The sequence below is a fragment of the Ruegeria sp. R14_0 genome (genome assembly GCF_017743975.1).
Taxonomy (GTDB): domain Bacteria; phylum Pseudomonadota; class Alphaproteobacteria; order Rhodobacterales; family Rhodobacteraceae; genus Ruegeria.
In genome coordinates, this window is record NZ_JAGHRC010000001.1 from 827030 (window position 1) to 842815 (window position 15786).

The following is a 15786-nucleotide window of genomic DNA, read 5'->3' on the forward strand; positions in this document are numbered from 1 at the left end:
TGTTTAAGTTTAGGGCTGTGTCGATCAGTTGGCCGCTCATGATCTGCCCTCGCGAACCAGGGATTTGAAAAGGCAGATTACCAGAATCGGTACGATAAAGACAAAGGCGATCGCCGATAGGGCGATGATGGACCTGACCAATGAAATGTCACCGACCAGAATCATCGCCAAACCCAATGCCCCGAGGATGATGCCCCAGATGGTTCTGAGCTTGGGCGAGGGGTTCTCATCCCCTTCAGCGCCAATCATCGCCAGGGTGAAGCCCGCGCTGACCACACTGGTGACCACGAACAGGAACGCGGCGGCGATCGTTGCCGTTCGCGTGATGGGATCCAGCGGAAATCGCTCGAGCAGGGCAAAGGTCGTGGCGTCTAGGTTGTCAGCGTTGACTGCCGCCAGCGCTCCGTCCTGTCGAAGCGCATCGAAAAAGCCCAGGCCTCCGAACACACCGAACCACAGGATGGAAAACAGGGTCGGGGTGACGACGACTCCGATCAGGAACTCCCGGATCGTGCGCCCGCGTGAAATCCGGGCGATGAAAATCCCGACAAAGGGTGACCAGGCCAGCCACCAGATCATGTAATTCAATGTCCAGCCGTGAAACCATCCGACCAGATTGTCGTTAAAAAACTCGGCAGTCGAAAACCCTGCGGGCAGGACGCCGAACAGGTAACGCCCAAACCCTGTGACGATTCCGTCCATGAGGTAAGACGTTGGGCCAAGGACCAGAAGGTAAACCATCATCCCAACGGCGATCAGCATTGCGGCATTCGAGAGCCGGGCCATACCGTCGCTCAGGTCGCGCCGTAGGGGGATGATGAACGCGATGCACAGCAAACCAAAGACGGGCAGGGTCAGAACGCCGGGTGAATCCACCCCGATCAATCCGGCCAACCCGGTCTGGATCTGAAAGACGCCCATCGCCAAAGACCCTGCCAACCCGACGGCGATGGCCACGATCGATAGCAGGTCGAACAACCAGCCCATTGCTTTGGTCCAGCGGGCTTCGCCCAATGCGTCCAAAACCGGGGCGCTCAGCAACAGGGTCCGGCCGCGGCGATAGGCGAAATAGGCGATAACCAGGCCGACGATTCCGTAGATGGCCCAGGCGTGAAAGCCCCAGTTCAGATAGGTCACAAACAATGCATGGCTAGCCGCCTTGGGGTCCGGACTGTATTGGCGCAACACCTCGAAGTGGGTCAGGGGTTCAGCTGCGCCGTAGAACAACAGTCCGACGCCCATTCCAGCCGCAAATAACATGGCAATCCAAGCTGGCGTCGAAAACTCGGGTTCTGCTGCGTCGGGGCCAAGGCGAATATCGCCGAACCGGGACAAAGCCAGATACAAAGCCACAAACAACAGCGCGCTGACTTCAAGCATAATGAACCAGCCACGGCTGTCGAATTGAGTCTCAACAGCTGAGGCTGCGATACGGCCCAGCCCCTGCGGGTCTGCGATACCCCAAACCGCAATGGCCGCGCTGAGCGTCAGAGCGATCATAAGCATCGGGCTGGGAGATTTTCCGTCCACTGTCCAGAGCCCTTTCGTTCGGTCCATTGAAACACTTGGTCGCTGCGCTGAGCCTAGATTGTGGCTTTCCAAGTTTCAAAGTGTTTATGCGTGGTTAGCACATATGAACCGGCGCGGTCCAAGCCTGTCGCACTGATTGTTGCCATTCCCCGCGTTTAAAGGGGGAAAGTTTCGGAAACATCTTCACATCTGCCGATCTGGGCCATCTAGCCCGGTGCGGGGGTTGACAAGCGGAGTGTCTGAATGAAACGTCAAACATGTTGGGAGACTTTTAAATTTCAGATGCTTGACCCGTTGCAACACGGGCGCGCTTGCCGTACCGGCAAGGTCCCTGGTTGGGGGCCGCTGATCGGTTTCCCATCCACAATAAGAGTTGGGAGTTCTCAAAAATGAAAAACAGCAGCAAGCTTAGCCTGGGTGCGGTCGTGACCGCTGCTCTTATGGCTCCGGCCGCTTATGCAGAGGAATTCATCACCATCGGCACCGGTGGTGTGACCGGCGTTTACTATCCGACCGGTGGCGCGATCTGCCGTCTGGTGAACAAAGGCCGCAAAGAGCACGGCGTGCGTTGCTCGGTCGAGTCGACCGGTGGTTCGGTCTACAACATCAACACCATTCGCGAAGGCGAGCTGGAGTTCGGTGTTGCGCAGTCCGACTGGCAGTACCACGCCTATAACGGCAGCTCGAAATTCGAAGAGGCCGGCCCCTTCGAAAACCTGCGCGCCGTCTTCTCGGTCCATCCTGAACCGTTCACCGTTGTTGCGCGTGCCGATTCCGGCATCACCAACTTCGAAGACCTGAAGGGCAAGCGCGTCAACATCGGTAACCCAGGTTCCGGTCAGCGCGGCACCATGGAGGTTCTGCTGGGCGAAATGGGTTGGTCTACCGATGATTTCGAACTGGCGACCGAGCTGAAAGCGGCTGAACAGTCCGCAGCTCTGTGTGACAACCAGATCGACGCCATGGTCTACACCGTTGGTCACCCGTCTGGTTCGATCCAGGAAGCGACCACCGCATGTGACTCGGTTCTCGTGAACGTCAGCGGTGAAGCCGTCGACAAGCTGGTCGGCGACAACTCGTTCTACCGTACCGCAACCATCCCCGGTGGCATGTATCGCGGTTCGGACGGCGACACCTCGACCTTTGGTGTCGGCGCGACCTTCGTGACCTCGGCAGACGTTTCGGAAGACGCGGTTTATGCGGTTGTCAGCTCGGTCTTCGAAAACTTCGATGACTTCAAAAAGCTGCACCCGGCATTTGCCAACCTCAAGCCCGAAGAGATGATCGCAGACGGCCTGTCGGCCCCGCTGCATCCGGGCGCCGAGAAGTACTACAAAGAAAAAGGCTGGATTCAGTAAGCCAGACCTGATGCAGGGCGCCTACGGGCGCCCTGCTACCCAAGCCCGAACAAATCGGGTGAACTAGAAGGTCGAAACGGCCGCGACGGGGAGACATTTCATGAGTTCCGACACACAATCCAATCGTCCGCTATCCGAAGAAGAGCTGCAGGATCTTGTAGCCTCGTCCGATGCGGGTGGGCGCAATCCGGTCGGTAATGTCGGTGTATTTTTGGCCGTCGTTGCTGCGATCTGGTCGATCTTTCAGGTCGTGTTGGCCTCACCCCTTGCGAATTACGTGCTGCCCGGCAGCATCGTGAACAATGCACGGCAGTTTCATCTGGCCTTTGCGATGTTTTTGGCCTTTGCGGCCTATCCTGCGCTGAAGTCCAGCCCGCGTGATCACATCCCGATTCAGGATTGGATCATGGGCCTGCTTGGTGCGTTTGTCGCGCTGTACGGTTATTTCTTCTACCAAAAGATCGTCGATGCGGGTGGTCTTGCGGATGACACAGACAAATGGGTCGCGTTGGTCGGCCTGCTGCTGTTGTTCGAGGCCGCGCGGCGCGCGCTTGGCCCGGCAATGGCGATTATTGCGACGATCTTCCTGGCTTATGTTTTCTTCGGCTCATCCGATTGGGTGCCCGAAGTAATTCGCTGGAAAGGCGCAAGCCTGAAAAAGGCGATGAGCCACATGTGGATCACCTCCGAGGGCGTGTTCGGCATCGCGCTTGGTGTATCTACGAAATTCGTGTTCCTGTTCGTGCTGTTCGGCGCTCTGCTCGATAAGGCCGGGGCAGGGAACTACTTTATCAAAATGGCCTTTGGTGCCTTGGGTCACCTGCGCGGTGGTCCGGCCAAAGCGGCGGTTGTGGGCTCGGCAGCAACCGGTCTGATCTCGGGTTCGTCCATCGCCAACGTTGTCACCACCGGTACCTTCACCATCCCGCTGATGAAGCGCGTTGGGTTCAGCAGTGAACAGGCGGGCTCGGTCGAGGTGGCGTCGTCTGTGAATGGCCAGATCATGCCGCCGGTGATGGGGGCTGCGGCCTTCCTGATGGTGGAATATGTCGGCATTTCCTATGTCGAGGTGATCACCCACGCCTTCCTGCCCGCGGCGATTTCCTACATCGCGCTGGTCTATATCGTGCACCTTGAAGCGGTGAAGCGGAACATGCCCACGCTGGGCGACCGCGACGTGCATCTGGCGCGGACTGTTGTTGGGATGCTGTCCTTCTTCCTGGTATTCGCTGGCCTCTGCTACGGCTCGCAATTCCCGGTCGAGGCGGTGACCAATTGGGTGCCGTCCATGGCCGGTTTGGTCCTCAGCCTGATCGTCTGTGCGGTCTACGTGGTGCTGCTGAAGCTGGCCGCTACAGTGCCAGACCTTGAGCCGGACGATCCGAACGCCAAGGAAGTCACCCTGCCAGTCATTGCAGACATTTACAAAGCCGGTCTGCATTATCTGTTGCCGATCATCGTGCTGGTCTATTTCCTGATGATCGAACAGAAATCGCCGGGTCTGTCCGCGTTCTGGGCGACGTCGTTGCTGTTTGTGATCCTGCTGACGCAGAAACCGCTCAAGGCGATCTTCCGCGGACAAAGCAACGTCTACAACACCTTCATCGACGGTGTCGCCGATCTGTGGCAGGGCCTGATAGACGGCGCGCGCAACATGATTGGGATCGCCTTGGCGACCGCGACTGCGGGCGTGATTGTCGGCACCGTGACGCTGACGGGTGTCGGGCAGGTGATGGCCGATCTGGTCGAGTTCCTGTCGGGCGGCAACCTGATCCTCATGCTGGTGATGGTGGGCCTGCTCAGCCTGATCCTCGGGATGGGTCTGCCGACCACCGCGAATTACATTGTGGTCAGCTCGCTGATGGCTGGAGTGGTCGTCGAACTGGGCGCGCAGAGCGGGTTGATCGTGCCGCTGATCGCGGTGCACCTGTTCGTGTTCTACTTCGGGATCATGGCGGACGTGACACCTCCGGTTGGTCTGGCAAGCTTTGCAGCCGCCGCCGTGTCGGGCGGAGACGCGATCAAGACGGGCTTTACCGCCTTCTTCTATTCGCTGCGCACCGTTGCCCTGCCATTCGTGTTCATCTTTAACACTGACCTGCTGCTGATTGATGTGACCTGGGTCGAAGGGATCATAGTGGCGATATTTGCCACCATTGCGATCCTAGTCTTTACCGCAGGCACCATGGGTTACTTCCTGACCCACAGCCGCATCTACGAAAGCTTCGCGCTGATCTTTGTGGCCTTCGCGCTGTTCAGGCCTGATTTCTTCATGGACCGCATCTCACCACCCTTCACCTCGGTCGAGCCGTCTGCCTTTGTCGAGACGATAGGGCAAACACCACCGGGCACCGAAGTGCGGATGGTGATCAGCGGGCCGGACTTTGACACGCTTGAGATGACGGACACGACTGTGGTCGTGCCTGTTGGCAGCGAAGAAGGGGGCCAAGCGCGCGTTGATGCGATGGGCCTGCTGCTGCTCGAAGAGGATGGGTTGGTCAAACTTGAAGAGCCGATGTTTGGATCCCCGGTTGCCGACGATCTGGATATCTTTGACTACTACGGGGATGAGGCCGTACGCCTGACCTCGGTCAGCCTGCCGTCCAGCCAACCGCCGAAACAGCTGATCTACATTCCGGCAATGTTGTTGCTGGGTCTGATCGCCTTCCTGCAACGCAGCCGTGCCGCCAGAAAAGAAGAGGTGCCCGCATGACAAATGCTGTTCTTTGTGCCGTCGACATCAGCAATGGCGATCTTGACGCGCCGGTTCTGAAAAAAGCGGCTGCGCTGGCCGATCAGGAGAACGCACAGCTGGACGTGGTCACCGTCCTTCCGGACTTCGGAGAAAGCTGGGTGTCCGGCTTTTTCGAAAGCGACTTCCACGACAAAGCGCTGGAGGAGGCGCATACCAAACTGGCCGAGATGTGTGTCGCAGCCGTTGGAGCAGACCGGAACGAAAAGATCCGCCACGTGGTCGCCACGGGCACCGCTTATCAGGAGATCCTGAAAACCGCAGAAAGTGCCGGTAGTGATCTGATCGTGATCGGGGCGCACAAGCCCGACTTCAAGGATTACCTGCTGGGCCCGAATGCCGCGCGTGTCGTGCGGCATTCCAGTGTCTCGGTCTACGTGGTGCGCTAGGGCTATTCGGCCAGCCCAAGTGCGCACAGGTGCTCAAAGCCCGGCAGAACGTCTTTACTGTCGCGCAATTCCAGCACCAGTCGCGCTTGTGGCGCGCATTCGACCAGCGCCTCAAAAACCGACTGCCAGTTGACACTGCCCTGACCGGGGCGCCAATGGCGGTCGGCATACCCGTCCGCGTCCTGCAGATGCACATGGGCAAGTTTATCGCCAGCGGCCCGGACAAAGTAGTCAACCGGCGGCGCGCCGTTTGAGCCATGGGCATAGTGCGCGTGACCGGTATCCAGCGAAACGCGCACGTATTTCGAACCGAAACTTTCCGCCAAATCCACGCGATAGGTCGGGTCAATGTCTTCGATGTTCTCGATCACCAATTCGACGCCGTGCGTCTGGGCGCGCTCGACAATCGGGCGCAAAGTGTCATGCACCCGTGACATTTGGCTTTGCCGAGCGTTGCGGGTCATGTTCAGGTTGTTGTGGTCCCATGTGGTGTAAGGCGAGTGCATCACCATCTGCGTTGCACCCAAAGATGCCGCAACGTCCAGACCTTGGCTGAGCCGCTTCTGGATGACGGCCCGGATATCTGGGTCACGGCAATCCAGCGGAAGGTCGTAAAACGGCCCGTGGATGCCAAGCCGCCCGGCATGGCCTTTGAGGGCGGATTTCGCCTCTTCTATCAGAGGTTCGGCCGCATCTCCGAGGGTATCGGGGAGCAGAAAATCTTGAATCTCCAGATCGCGCTGCCCGTCGATCAACCAGTCGCGATGCGCTGCCAGATCGGCGACCATCAATGCAGCGCCTACTTTCAATTTAGTCATTAAATCATCGTCCTTCGCTTGTCGCCGCCTTGATAGAATGGACGTGTGACAGAAGGGCGACAGGGGATCAGTAACCGGTCATTTCAAGGTATCCGCGACCTGAATGGCTGCCGCTGATCTGCACCGGACCTTCCCAGTATTCGAACCGGGTCGCCATCCACGCGTCGGGCACCAGTGCCGAGACTTCGACGTCCAGATTGCGGTCGGGCAGGGTGACGCGCCACTGAACGGGGACATCGCGGCCCGCGACCGGGGCGGATGCAAGTGGCTCGAACGCGACCGAACCGTCAGGGATCATTGTTGTCGTGCCATCGGCGGCAATCCATGTGGCTGCTGTAAAGTCTCCGCGGTCGCCGCGCAGGCGAAATGCCATCATCTTGTCGCCGTCATCGAAGCTGAGCGAGAACCAGTCCCACCCGCTTTGATCTGCGGCCAGGGGTTGCGAGGACCATTCGCGGTCCAACCATCCTTGCCCGGTGACTTCGACCTTGCCATCGGGCAGGTGCAACACGCCTTCGACTTGATAGAACGGCTGGGAATAGTAATAGCTGGCCTGACCGTCTGCGGATTTGACCGAGTACCCATGCTGACCGTGAAACACCAGCGGCCCCTGGGTGTCGAGCTTGAGGTCATAGCCAAAATCAGCCCCATTTGCGGACAGGCTGACGTTGTTCGGGTCCGGGCCGCGCATGTGCCATTCGTCAATCCATGCTTCAAAAGGCGCAGCCGTCACTCCGGCCTGACCGATCCCACCGCGCGAGAGACGTTCTGCAAAATAGTGCTTGTCGGGCGTCGTTACTGCCGCATGGCCCATCCAGATCTGCGGGCTTTGCCAGCCGCCTGTTTCCTCGGGCTTGAGGGCTGACCGGAACAAAGTCCATTGGATTCCATAATCGCGCCCGTCCTCGCCTTTGAGGTTTGCGGTCAGGTACCACCACTCAATCCGATAGGCGGGGTGAGGGCCGTGATCCTGTGGGAACTGAAACTGGTACCCGGCCTGCGGTACAGCGAACCCTTCGGCAGAGCCGCCCAGACCAGCGTACCCTTGGGCGCGCACAAATCCGGGCAAGGCCAGGATAAGGATGAGAATCCACGTTTTAACGTTCATTGGCAAAAACTCTTAATAAATCCGCAGGCGGCAGGCGCAGCAGTCGGGCGGCGGGTAGGGCGGCAGCGACGGCTGCGGCCAGCAGGGTCAGGCCCAAAAGATAGATCCAATCGACTGGAAACAGGAACATGGGCAGGCGCCAGCCGAAGGCCTCGACATTGATGACGGCCAACAGGGTCCAGGCCAGTGCCAGACCCAGCGGCAATGCCAAAACAGCGGTCAATGCTGCCAGCAGAACGCTGCGCAACAGCTCAAGCCGGGCCAATTCGGCACGCGTGAGCCCCAGCGCCCAGACAGGCGCGATTTGCGGCAGGCGCTGGGTCCACAGGGTCAGAAGGCTGGTCAGAATGGCAAAACCCGCGACACCTAGCGTCAGGATATTCAGAGCCGAAGTTACTACGAATGTCTTTTCGAACACGGCCATCGACTGCGCCTTGAGCGCTGCCTGTTGGATTACGGCGCGCGGCGGCAGGTCGAATTTCTCACGCAACCTCTGTGTCATTTCGGTAGCGCGGTCCGGGTTCATGCGGATGCCAAACCGCCGCGTTTCAGCACCCGGAGCGATCGCGTCCAGCTGCGGCATCGACACGATGGCCTGACCCGTCGGGTTGCCATAGTCGGAGTAGACCCCGGCGATGGGCAATGTGACTAAAGGGGTCAGTGCAACGCTATCGCCGGGCCACAGGTTCTCGCGCCGTGCGAGCTGTTCGTTGATCAACACGGCAGACCCGTCAAGGACTTGATCCCAAACGCCGTCCAGTGAGGCGATCAGCGGCCATTTCTCGCGATAGGTCTCATCGTCGATAATGCCATAGAGGAACAGCGGTCCGGACGGATGCGCCAGCTCGACACTGCGGATCGGCAGGACGGCGTTCACCTGCGGGGCCAACCAATCCGCGATCTCCAGTCCCTGCTGGTCATCGGCTGCGGTCACATAGACCTCGGATGTCAGGCGTTGATCCAGCCAACCGGTAAAGGTCAGCCGAAAGCTGGAAACCATTGTGCCCACGCCAATATTTGCGGCCAGAGCCAGCAGCAAGGCCATCAAGGCCAGTGACAGTCCGGGTAATTGCGCGCGCATGTCCGACCAGACCCATTGCGCAACGGGTCCCTTTGCGATGCGTTGCATCAGGATCAGGACACGCGACAACAAGTAGGGAAGCACCAGCGCGGCCCCGACCAGCAGCCCACCGACCATGATGAGACCTGCAACCAACCCTCCGACCAGCAGCAGGGCCAAAACGCCGATTGCAATGGCAGCTACGCCTGCAAGCGCGACAAGCCAGTTGCCCGAGGCCGCGCTGCGCCAGGCCTGCAACCCCGCTCCGCTGAGGATCGGCATCCGGGACAGTCGGTACAAGGCATGCCCGCTGGCCAGAAAGGTGCCGCCCAAGGCCATGGCGAGCCCGGCCAGTATCCATTGCAGTTGCAGGGTAATCTGCCCGCTGACCGGCGCGCCATAGAGCCCGCGCAGCGTCGCCGCGACATCCGGCAGCAACGCGCCGGCCAGAAAGAACCCCAGCACCAGACCCAATACCCCGCCTATGACGGCAAGGATCGAAAGTTCGGCCATGATCAGCCAGACCAGACGCCGCATCGAGACACCCAACGCGCGCAAGGTGCGGATCATCCCCCGTCGTTGGGCAAACGCCAGCCCGACGGTGCCGTGCACGATGAACAGCCCAACAGCAAAGGACAGCAAGCCAAAGGCGGACAGGTTGAGGTGAAAACTGTCTGTCAGCTGTGCTGTATCCAGCTGTGATGCCGCCGCGATGCGCTGCAGGTCCGGTGCGATTTCTGACAGTGGCGGGACAGAGCCCGGTTGTCCTGGCAAAATGATCAGGCGCGAGATCTCTCCGCGCCGGTCCAGCAGAACCTCTGCGACGCCAATATCCGTGAGGATCAGATCGGGCGGCAGCGCTGTGCTCGTCAGCACCGGTGGCAGGCCTGGTTGCCCGGACAACAGCGGCTGCACCTCAGGCGTGGTCAACAATCGGCCCGGTGCGGTCAGCAGATCAGCAGGATCAGGCGGCGTCTCGCTTTGTTCGACCTCGGTAACAGCAGGCAGAGCCGGGTAGGCGACAAAGTCGACGCCCAAAAGCCGCAGGGTTCGACCATTGATCCGCAAAGGACCTTCGAGCACGGCCGCAACCTGCCAGCCCGCCCGCCGCAACGCGATGTACTGCGACAGGGGAATTGCACCGCTTGGGTTGTGCAACTCGTCATACTGACCCAGAGCCAGCTGATCGGCAGCGCGCCCGTAGCTTGCGCGCGCCTCGGCGTTGATGGCCTGCACCGCCGACCAAAGACCGGTCGCCAAGGCAAGACCGATCAACAGGGTCGCCAGTTGCAGCCGATGCGCCCGCCAATGCGACGCCAGCGCCTGAATGACGGCCAGTGTCATGCGATATGCCCACCCGAGAGGTGCACGCGGCGATCCAGACGCGCCGCAATCTCGGTGGAATGCGTGACCAACAGCAAAGCGGCGCCAGTGTCCGCGACCAAAGACAGCATCAGATCCAGCACCGTTGCGCTAGCGGTCTCATCCAGGTTCCCCGTTGGCTCATCCGCCAGCAACAGTTTCGGTCGGGCGGCCATCGCGCGACCGATGGCGACACGCTGCTGCTGACCACCCGAGAGGTTCTCGGGGTAGCGTTGCAGCAAGTCGGACAGACCCAGCCGTTGGGCCAGATGCGCGCACCACTCGGGGTCGTGGAACCCCGCAAGCCGGGCATGAAAGGACAGGTTCTGATCGACGGTCAATGACGGGATCAGGTTGAACTGTTGAAACACCAGAGACAGCGCATTTCGGCGCAGGGCGGCGCGTCCCGGATCATCCAATTGCGACAGGGCTGTGCCATCCAGAGTGATTTCTCCGCCATCCACGGTGTCGAGGGCCGCAGCCAGGTTCAGCAGTGTGCTTTTGCCGCTGCCACTTTCGCCGGTCAGGGCCAGAGTTTGTCCGCGCTCCAACGTCAGTGACACGTCGCGCAGTACCGGGCGTCCGCCGGGATAGGATTTCTGAACCCTGTCAAATGTCAGAAGCATGTTTGTCCCCATTTTCAGTAGGATTTGCAACAGTTTCGCCGACTGTCCAGAGGTAGCACAGGATCGGTTCCTTTCGCCGCACTCTGCCCGGATTGGGCGGGTTGTGTCACAGGCCCGCGCGGGTCATTGTGGCATTGTTTGTCGTCAGCAGAAATCAGGATGCAAAAACATGACCTTGTCGCAGCAAATCCTTTGGGGCAGCATGTTTCTAGGGCTGTGCTTTCTGGTCGAGATCATCCTGCTGACCTTATGCACCGTTATGACAAACAAGCTGATCGCACGCTGGGAGAATAAAGGCGTCATCCTGGTGACAGCGGGCCCGATCGCAACCGCGCTGGCATTTATCGTTTTGACCCACACCATTCAGGTCTGGATCTGGGCAATTGTTTGGGTCACGAACGACGTGCTGCCGGATTGGAACACGGCACTGTATTTCTCATTGGTGTCGTTCACAACGCTCGGTTACGGCGACATCGTGCTGGGCGAGGACCTGCGGATATTCGGCACATTCGCCGCGGTCACGGGCCTGTTGGCGTTTGGACTGTCCACCGCCTATATGGTCGCCCTGATGACCCGCGTGTTTCAGGAACGGTTCATGTCCTAAAGGATCGGCGCAAACAGGCGTGCCAATGGTGCGCCGAGGCGTATGTGGACCGGTTGCTGCCCGAGTGTGCGGGACAGCGTATAGCTGTTCTCAAAGTCGTCCTCCAGCATCTCGGCCACGGCAGCGGCGGCCCGCGCATCAAAGAACAGCGCCATCGCCTCGAAATTCAAACGAAAAGACCGATTGTCCAGATTGGTGGTCCCGACAGCCGCCAGTGCGTCATCAACCAGAAACACCTTCTGGTGCAGGAAACCGTCAGTATAGCGCAAGACCTGCGCGCCACAGGCGCGGATCTCGTCAAAATAGGCAAAAGCGGCAAGCCACGGCAGGCGGTGGTCGATGGTGTCAGGCACAAGGATACGCACATCGACACCGCGCAAGGCGGCGTGTTTCAGGGCCGTCATGATGTCGATATCGGGGACGAAATAGGGCGATGCGATCCAGATCCTGTGCTGCGCTTCAGTGATCGCAGCAAAGAACATCATCGCGCCGGTTTCGGTCTCGTCCCCCGGTCCGGTCGCCACCAGCAATGCGTTCATGTCCTGATCTGAAACTGTGCCAGCCCAGTCCAACTGGTCGATCAAATCCTCTTCATGCGCCCAGTGCCAATCCTCGATGAAAATAAGCTGCAACTGCCGGACGATATGGCCCGTCATCTTGATATGGGTATCACGCCAGCGACCGAAGTGTGGGTCTTGGCCCAAATACTCGACCCCCACGTTATGCCCGCCGATAAAGCCCGTCTCACCGTCAATGATGACCGTCTTGCGGTGGTTGCGGTAGTTCAGCTGAAACCGGAACTTCGGCCCGCGCTGTTCACTGGGGTCAACGACCGCGATACCGGCGTCCCGCATGTCCTGGATATAGTCGGTGTTCAGGGCATAGCTGCCTACCGCGTCCATCATGAAGCGGACGCTGACGCCGCGTTTCGCGGCTGCGATCAGTTTGTCCTTAAGTCGCTGACCCAGTGCGTCGTCCCGCACGATGTAGAACTGAATCAGAACGTAAACCTGTGCCGCGTCGATGGCCTCGAAAATGGCGTCGAATGTGGCCTGCCCATCAACCAGCAACTCGGCCCCGTTCCCGCGCGAGACGGGCATGTGTGCCAGCGCCTCGAAGGGGCGCGGGTTGATCAGCATCTTGTCTGCGTTGGGTTTTGAGTAGTCGGCGAAGGTCTTGATCCCTTCGACCACACGCTGACTTTCCTTCCGAGCGATCCGGTAGCCGCGAAACCGGTGGTGCCCCAGAAACAGGTATAGCGGCACACCGAACATGGGGGCGGCGATCAGAAAAACCACCCAACCGACGGCACCCTGAGGGGTTCGCGCGGTTTGCGCCGCGCGCACCGCGAAGACAATTGCCGTTGCATAAAGTGCAAATACAAATACGGAAACAAGCAATGTCCACATGGGGTTATCGGGCTCCGAAGGCGGTTTAATTCGACCTAGTGTAGATGCGAGACCAGTCTTGCGCCATATCTACGATCACCCAACCCATTTCAGGACCCTTGTCCAATCCATCGACCAGATTGCCAATCGGGCTTTCGCGGTCATAGGCCCATTCACGCTCGGCATCCGTATGGTGCACCAGAACGCCCAGCCGTGGCCCATCGCCCGCCGTGGTCCATTCCATCATAGCAAAGTCACCGTCCGAGTTGCCACCTGCCAGGATCGGGCGCCTTCCGATGGTGCGTTCGATATTGATCGGCTTACCCTCTTTGTCGTCGACAAAGGCGATGTCAGGGGTTTTGGTGATGACCGGAGTGCCGTCGGTGCTGGCATAGGCGGTGCCGGTGTATGTGCCCAGAACCTGCTCGGGCGGGATGCCATAGGCCTCTTCGGCGAAGACGCGCATGAAGTGCAAACCACCTCCCGAGACGATGTATGTCTTGAACCCTTCGTCCCGCAGATAGCGCAGCAGCTCGACCATCGGCTGATAGGTCATCTGATCATAGGGCATATCGGTTTCGGGGTGGCGGGCAGTCTCAAGCCATTCGGCGACTGCGTCCTGAAACGCGTCGACCGAAACGCCCGAATGCGAGGCATTTACAACTTCGATCAGGGCATCATGGCCGCCTTGCAATACGGTGTTCAGGTCACCCTCGGCTGCGGCCTGCAATGTCGGGGAGGTCAGGATCGAAGGATCGTCTGCGGCCAATTCAGCCAGCCGGTCCATGGCAAAAAACAGTTGGAAATAAACAGGCTGTTCGGCCCAGAGCGTGCCGTCATTGTCGAAAACGGCGATCCGTTCGGCAGGCGTTACATATTCAGGACGTTCAGGGTCTGTGACGGCGGCGACAAAGTCGATGATCCTGTCTTTGCTGTCGGTGTCGTTCCAACTGGGCAGGGGATCGGCAAGCAGGGATAGCGGGGCGCAGATCAGCAGTGCGCTGAGAACTAGGTGTCGCATGAATTTCTCATTCAATTTCAAGATAAAAAGGGCCGCCATTGAAGTGGCGGCCCGGTTTTGACTTACACGCGACTTAGTTGTTTGTCGGTGTCGTCAGTTTCTCCATAACCTGATCCAGGTTGAAGCTTGCCGCTTTCTGGCGCGGTGGGAATTCCTGGAAGGTCGCCAGGAAGTTACCCACATATTGCTGCGCGGGAACCAGGAAATACGCCCGATCCAACAGCCAGTCATAATAGGTGTTGGAGGTGCGATAGGCGCGCTCATACGGATCACGACGCAGGTTCACGATCAGCGGGATGCGCAGTTCGGTCCAGGGTTCGATCCAAGCACGCAGAGTTGCCCAGGCTTTCTGCTCCAGGAAGATGAGCTTCCAGTCGTCATAGCGCAGCGCCGTCAGGTCGCCGTCATCCGAGAAATAGAAGATCTCGGAACGTGGGCTTTCCGTGGTTTCACCGGTCAACAGGGGCAGGATGTTGTAGCCATCCAGATGCACCTTATAGTCGCGGCCCATGCCTGACGAGCTATAGCCCGCTTTCAGCTTTTCCTTGATGTCGGGATCACCCGCAACCGCCAGATAGGTCGGCAACCAGTCCATGTGGTGCACGATCTCGTTGGTGACCGATCCGGCCTCGATCTGGCCGGGCCAGCGGACCATCGACGGAACGCGCCAGCCGCCTTCCCAGTTGGTGTTCTTTTCGCCCCAGAACGGCGTTGCCGCAGCATCCGGCCATGTGTTCATGTGCGGGCCGTTATCGGTCGAGTAGTGAACGATGGTGTTGTCGGCAATGCCAAGTTCATCCAGCAGATCAAGCAGTTGTCCGACATGCATGTCATGCTCGATCATGCCAGCGGTGTACTCGTCGGCAACGCCACCTATGATCTCGTTGGCCTGTTGGCGCATCTCATCTTTGACATGGGTACGGAAGTGCATGCGCGTTCCGTTCCACCAGACATAGAAGGGCTGACCCTGTTCATGCGCGCGCTTGATGAAGTCGATCGCAGCCGCGACGGTTTCTTCGTCCACCGTTTCCATGCGCTTGCGTGTCAGCGGGCCGGTGTCTTCGATGGTGCCGTCAGCCTTGGATTTGATCACGCCGCGCGGGCCATAAGCTTCGCGGAAGGTCCGGCCATCGGCCAGAACCATGTCACCGGGATAGTCCTCATTCTCGGGCTCTTCCTCGGCGTTCAGGTGGTATAGATTGCCGAAAAACTCGTCAAACCCGTGATTTGTCGGCAGATGCTCATCCTTGTCGCCAAGGTGGTTCTTGCCGAACTGACCGGTCACATAACCATGATCTTTCAGCAGGCCCGCGATTGTCGGATCTTCGACCTGCATCCCCAGATCGGCGCCAGGCAAGCCAACCTTCGACAAACCTGTACGGTAAACCGACTGACCCATGATGTAGGAGGATCGACCGGCGGTGCAGGATTGCTCGCCATAATAATCGGTGAAGATCATGCCTTCTTTTGCAACGCGGTCGATGTTCGGCGTTTGATAGCCCATCAGGCCCATCGTGTAGGCCGAGATGTTGGACTGACCGATATCGTCACCCCAGATAACCAGGATGTTGGGCTTTTGATCCTGCGCCCATGCGGGCAGGGCCAGTGCAACAGCGACCGAAGCTACAGCGAATTTGCGTATCATGCTGCGCCAACTTTCTGCAATCGAACGAGGTGGTGACATAGTTTGCTCCTGAACTGACCGGATCTTAATGATCCGTTGAAGTAAAAGTAATTGAAGGCGATCAGTATCGTTTTAGATCTGCCAAC

Annotated in this window: 12 protein-coding genes; 4 read left to right on the forward strand and 8 right to left on the reverse strand. The window is 59.1% G+C overall.

The window, feature by feature from the left end:
• Positions 1 to 36 precede the first annotated feature (36 nt).
• Positions 37 to 1557, reverse strand: coding sequence for a BCCT family transporter (locus J7416_RS04055; protein ID WP_209223300.1), 1521 nt, complete (start codon positions 1555 to 1557; stop codon positions 37 to 39).
• Between the two features lie 362 nt (positions 1558 to 1919).
• On the opposite strand from J7416_RS04055, the gene J7416_RS04060 reads away from it, so the two are divergent.
• The 3 genes from J7416_RS04060 (at position 1920) to J7416_RS04070 (ending at position 6029) form a co-directional block, all read left to right on the forward strand.
• The gene (locus tag J7416_RS04060) at positions 1920 to 2888 is read left to right on the forward strand and encodes a TAXI family TRAP transporter solute-binding subunit (protein ID WP_209223302.1); all 969 of its coding nucleotides are present in this window, start codon (positions 1920 to 1922) and stop codon (positions 2886 to 2888) included.
• 100 nt (positions 2889 to 2988) lie between these two features.
• Positions 2989 to 5601, forward strand: a complete 2613-nt coding sequence (locus J7416_RS04065) for a TRAP transporter permease (RefSeq protein ID WP_209223304.1) — start codon at positions 2989 to 2991, stop codon at positions 5599 to 5601.
• A complete protein-coding gene (locus J7416_RS04070) occupies positions 5598 to 6029 on the forward strand; it encodes a universal stress protein (RefSeq protein WP_209223307.1) in 432 nt (143 codons plus the stop codon). Before J7416_RS04065 ends, J7416_RS04070 begins: the two co-directional genes overlap by 4 nt.
• 2 nt (positions 6030 to 6031) lie before the next feature.
• On the opposite strand, the gene J7416_RS04075 is transcribed toward J7416_RS04070, so the two are convergent.
• The 4 genes from J7416_RS04075 to J7416_RS04090 form a co-directional block, all read right to left on the reverse strand.
• Positions 6032 to 6847: a sugar phosphate isomerase/epimerase family protein gene (locus J7416_RS04075; RefSeq protein WP_209223309.1), complete on the reverse strand. Its 816-nt coding sequence runs from the start codon at positions 6845 to 6847 to the stop codon at positions 6032 to 6034.
• A 67-nt stretch (positions 6848 to 6914) separates the two neighbouring features.
• Positions 6915 to 7955, reverse strand: coding sequence for a lipocalin-like domain-containing protein (locus J7416_RS04080; protein ID WP_209223311.1), 1041 nt, complete (start codon positions 7953 to 7955; stop codon positions 6915 to 6917).
• A complete protein-coding gene (locus tag J7416_RS04085) occupies positions 7945 to 10359 on the reverse strand; it encodes an ABC transporter permease (RefSeq protein WP_209223313.1) in 2415 nt (804 codons plus the stop codon). Before J7416_RS04085 ends, J7416_RS04080 begins: the two co-directional genes overlap by 11 nt.
• On the reverse strand, positions 10356 to 11003 hold the full coding sequence (locus tag J7416_RS04090) for an ABC transporter ATP-binding protein (protein ID WP_209223315.1): 648 nt from the start codon (positions 11001 to 11003) through the stop codon (positions 10356 to 10358). The genes J7416_RS04085 and J7416_RS04090 overlap by 4 nt, the downstream gene beginning before the upstream one ends.
• A gap of 169 nt (positions 11004 to 11172) precedes the next feature.
• On the opposite strand from J7416_RS04090, the gene J7416_RS04095 reads away from it, so the two are divergent.
• A complete protein-coding gene (locus tag J7416_RS04095; protein ID WP_209223317.1) occupies positions 11173 to 11607 on the forward strand; it encodes a two pore domain potassium channel family protein in 435 nt (144 codons plus the stop codon).
• On the opposite strand, the gene cls is transcribed toward J7416_RS04095, so the two are convergent.
• The 3 genes from cls to J7416_RS04110 all read right to left on the reverse strand — a co-directional run bounded on the left by cls (position 11604) and on the right by J7416_RS04110 (position 15661).
• Positions 11604 to 13016, reverse strand: coding sequence for a cardiolipin synthase (cls, locus tag J7416_RS04100; RefSeq protein WP_209223319.1), 1413 nt, complete (start codon positions 13014 to 13016; stop codon positions 11604 to 11606). The genes J7416_RS04095 and cls overlap by 4 nt on opposite strands.
• A gap of 25 nt (positions 13017 to 13041) precedes the next feature.
• Positions 13042 to 14016 carry an HAD family hydrolase gene (locus J7416_RS04105; RefSeq protein WP_209223321.1) on the reverse strand — a complete coding sequence of 325 codons (975 nt, stop codon included), beginning with the start codon at positions 14014 to 14016 and terminating at the stop codon, positions 13042 to 13044.
• A gap of 73 nt (positions 14017 to 14089) precedes the next feature.
• The gene (locus J7416_RS04110; RefSeq protein ID WP_209223820.1) at positions 14090 to 15661 is read right to left on the reverse strand and encodes an arylsulfatase; all 1572 of its coding nucleotides are present in this window, start codon (positions 15659 to 15661) and stop codon (positions 14090 to 14092) included.
• Between the last annotated feature and the right edge of the window lie 125 nt (positions 15662 to 15786).

Coding starts and splice junctions, on each gene's coding strand:
- J7416_RS04055 (WP_209223300.1), bottom strand. CDS start 1,557: ATGGACCGAACGAAAGGGCTCTGGACAGTGGACGGAAAATCTCCCAGC.
- J7416_RS04060 (WP_209223302.1), top strand. CDS start 1,920: ATGAAAAACAGCAGCAAGCTTAGCCTGGGTGCGGTCGTGACCGCTGCT.
- J7416_RS04065 (WP_209223304.1), top strand. CDS start 2,989: ATGAGTTCCGACACACAATCCAATCGTCCGCTATCCGAAGAAGAGCTG.
- J7416_RS04070 (WP_209223307.1), top strand. CDS start 5,598: ATGACAAATGCTGTTCTTTGTGCCGTCGACATCAGCAATGGCGATCTT.
- J7416_RS04075 (WP_209223309.1), bottom strand. CDS start 6,847: ATGACTAAATTGAAAGTAGGCGCTGCATTGATGGTCGCCGATCTGGCA.
- J7416_RS04080 (WP_209223311.1), bottom strand. CDS start 7,955: ATGAACGTTAAAACGTGGATTCTCATCCTTATCCTGGCCTTGCCCGGA.
- J7416_RS04085 (WP_209223313.1), bottom strand. CDS start 10,359: ATGACACTGGCCGTCATTCAGGCGCTGGCGTCGCATTGGCGGGCGCAT.
- J7416_RS04090 (WP_209223315.1), bottom strand. CDS start 11,003: ATGCTTCTGACATTTGACAGGGTTCAGAAATCCTATCCCGGCGGACGC.
- J7416_RS04095 (WP_209223317.1), top strand. CDS start 11,173: ATGACCTTGTCGCAGCAAATCCTTTGGGGCAGCATGTTTCTAGGGCTG.
- cls (WP_209223319.1), bottom strand. CDS start 13,016: ATGTGGACATTGCTTGTTTCCGTATTTGTATTTGCACTTTATGCAACG.
- J7416_RS04105 (WP_209223321.1), bottom strand. CDS start 14,016: ATGCGACACCTAGTTCTCAGCGCACTGCTGATCTGCGCCCCGCTATCC.
- J7416_RS04110 (WP_209223820.1), bottom strand. CDS start 15,661: ATGATACGCAAATTCGCTGTAGCTTCGGTCGCTGTTGCACTGGCCCTG.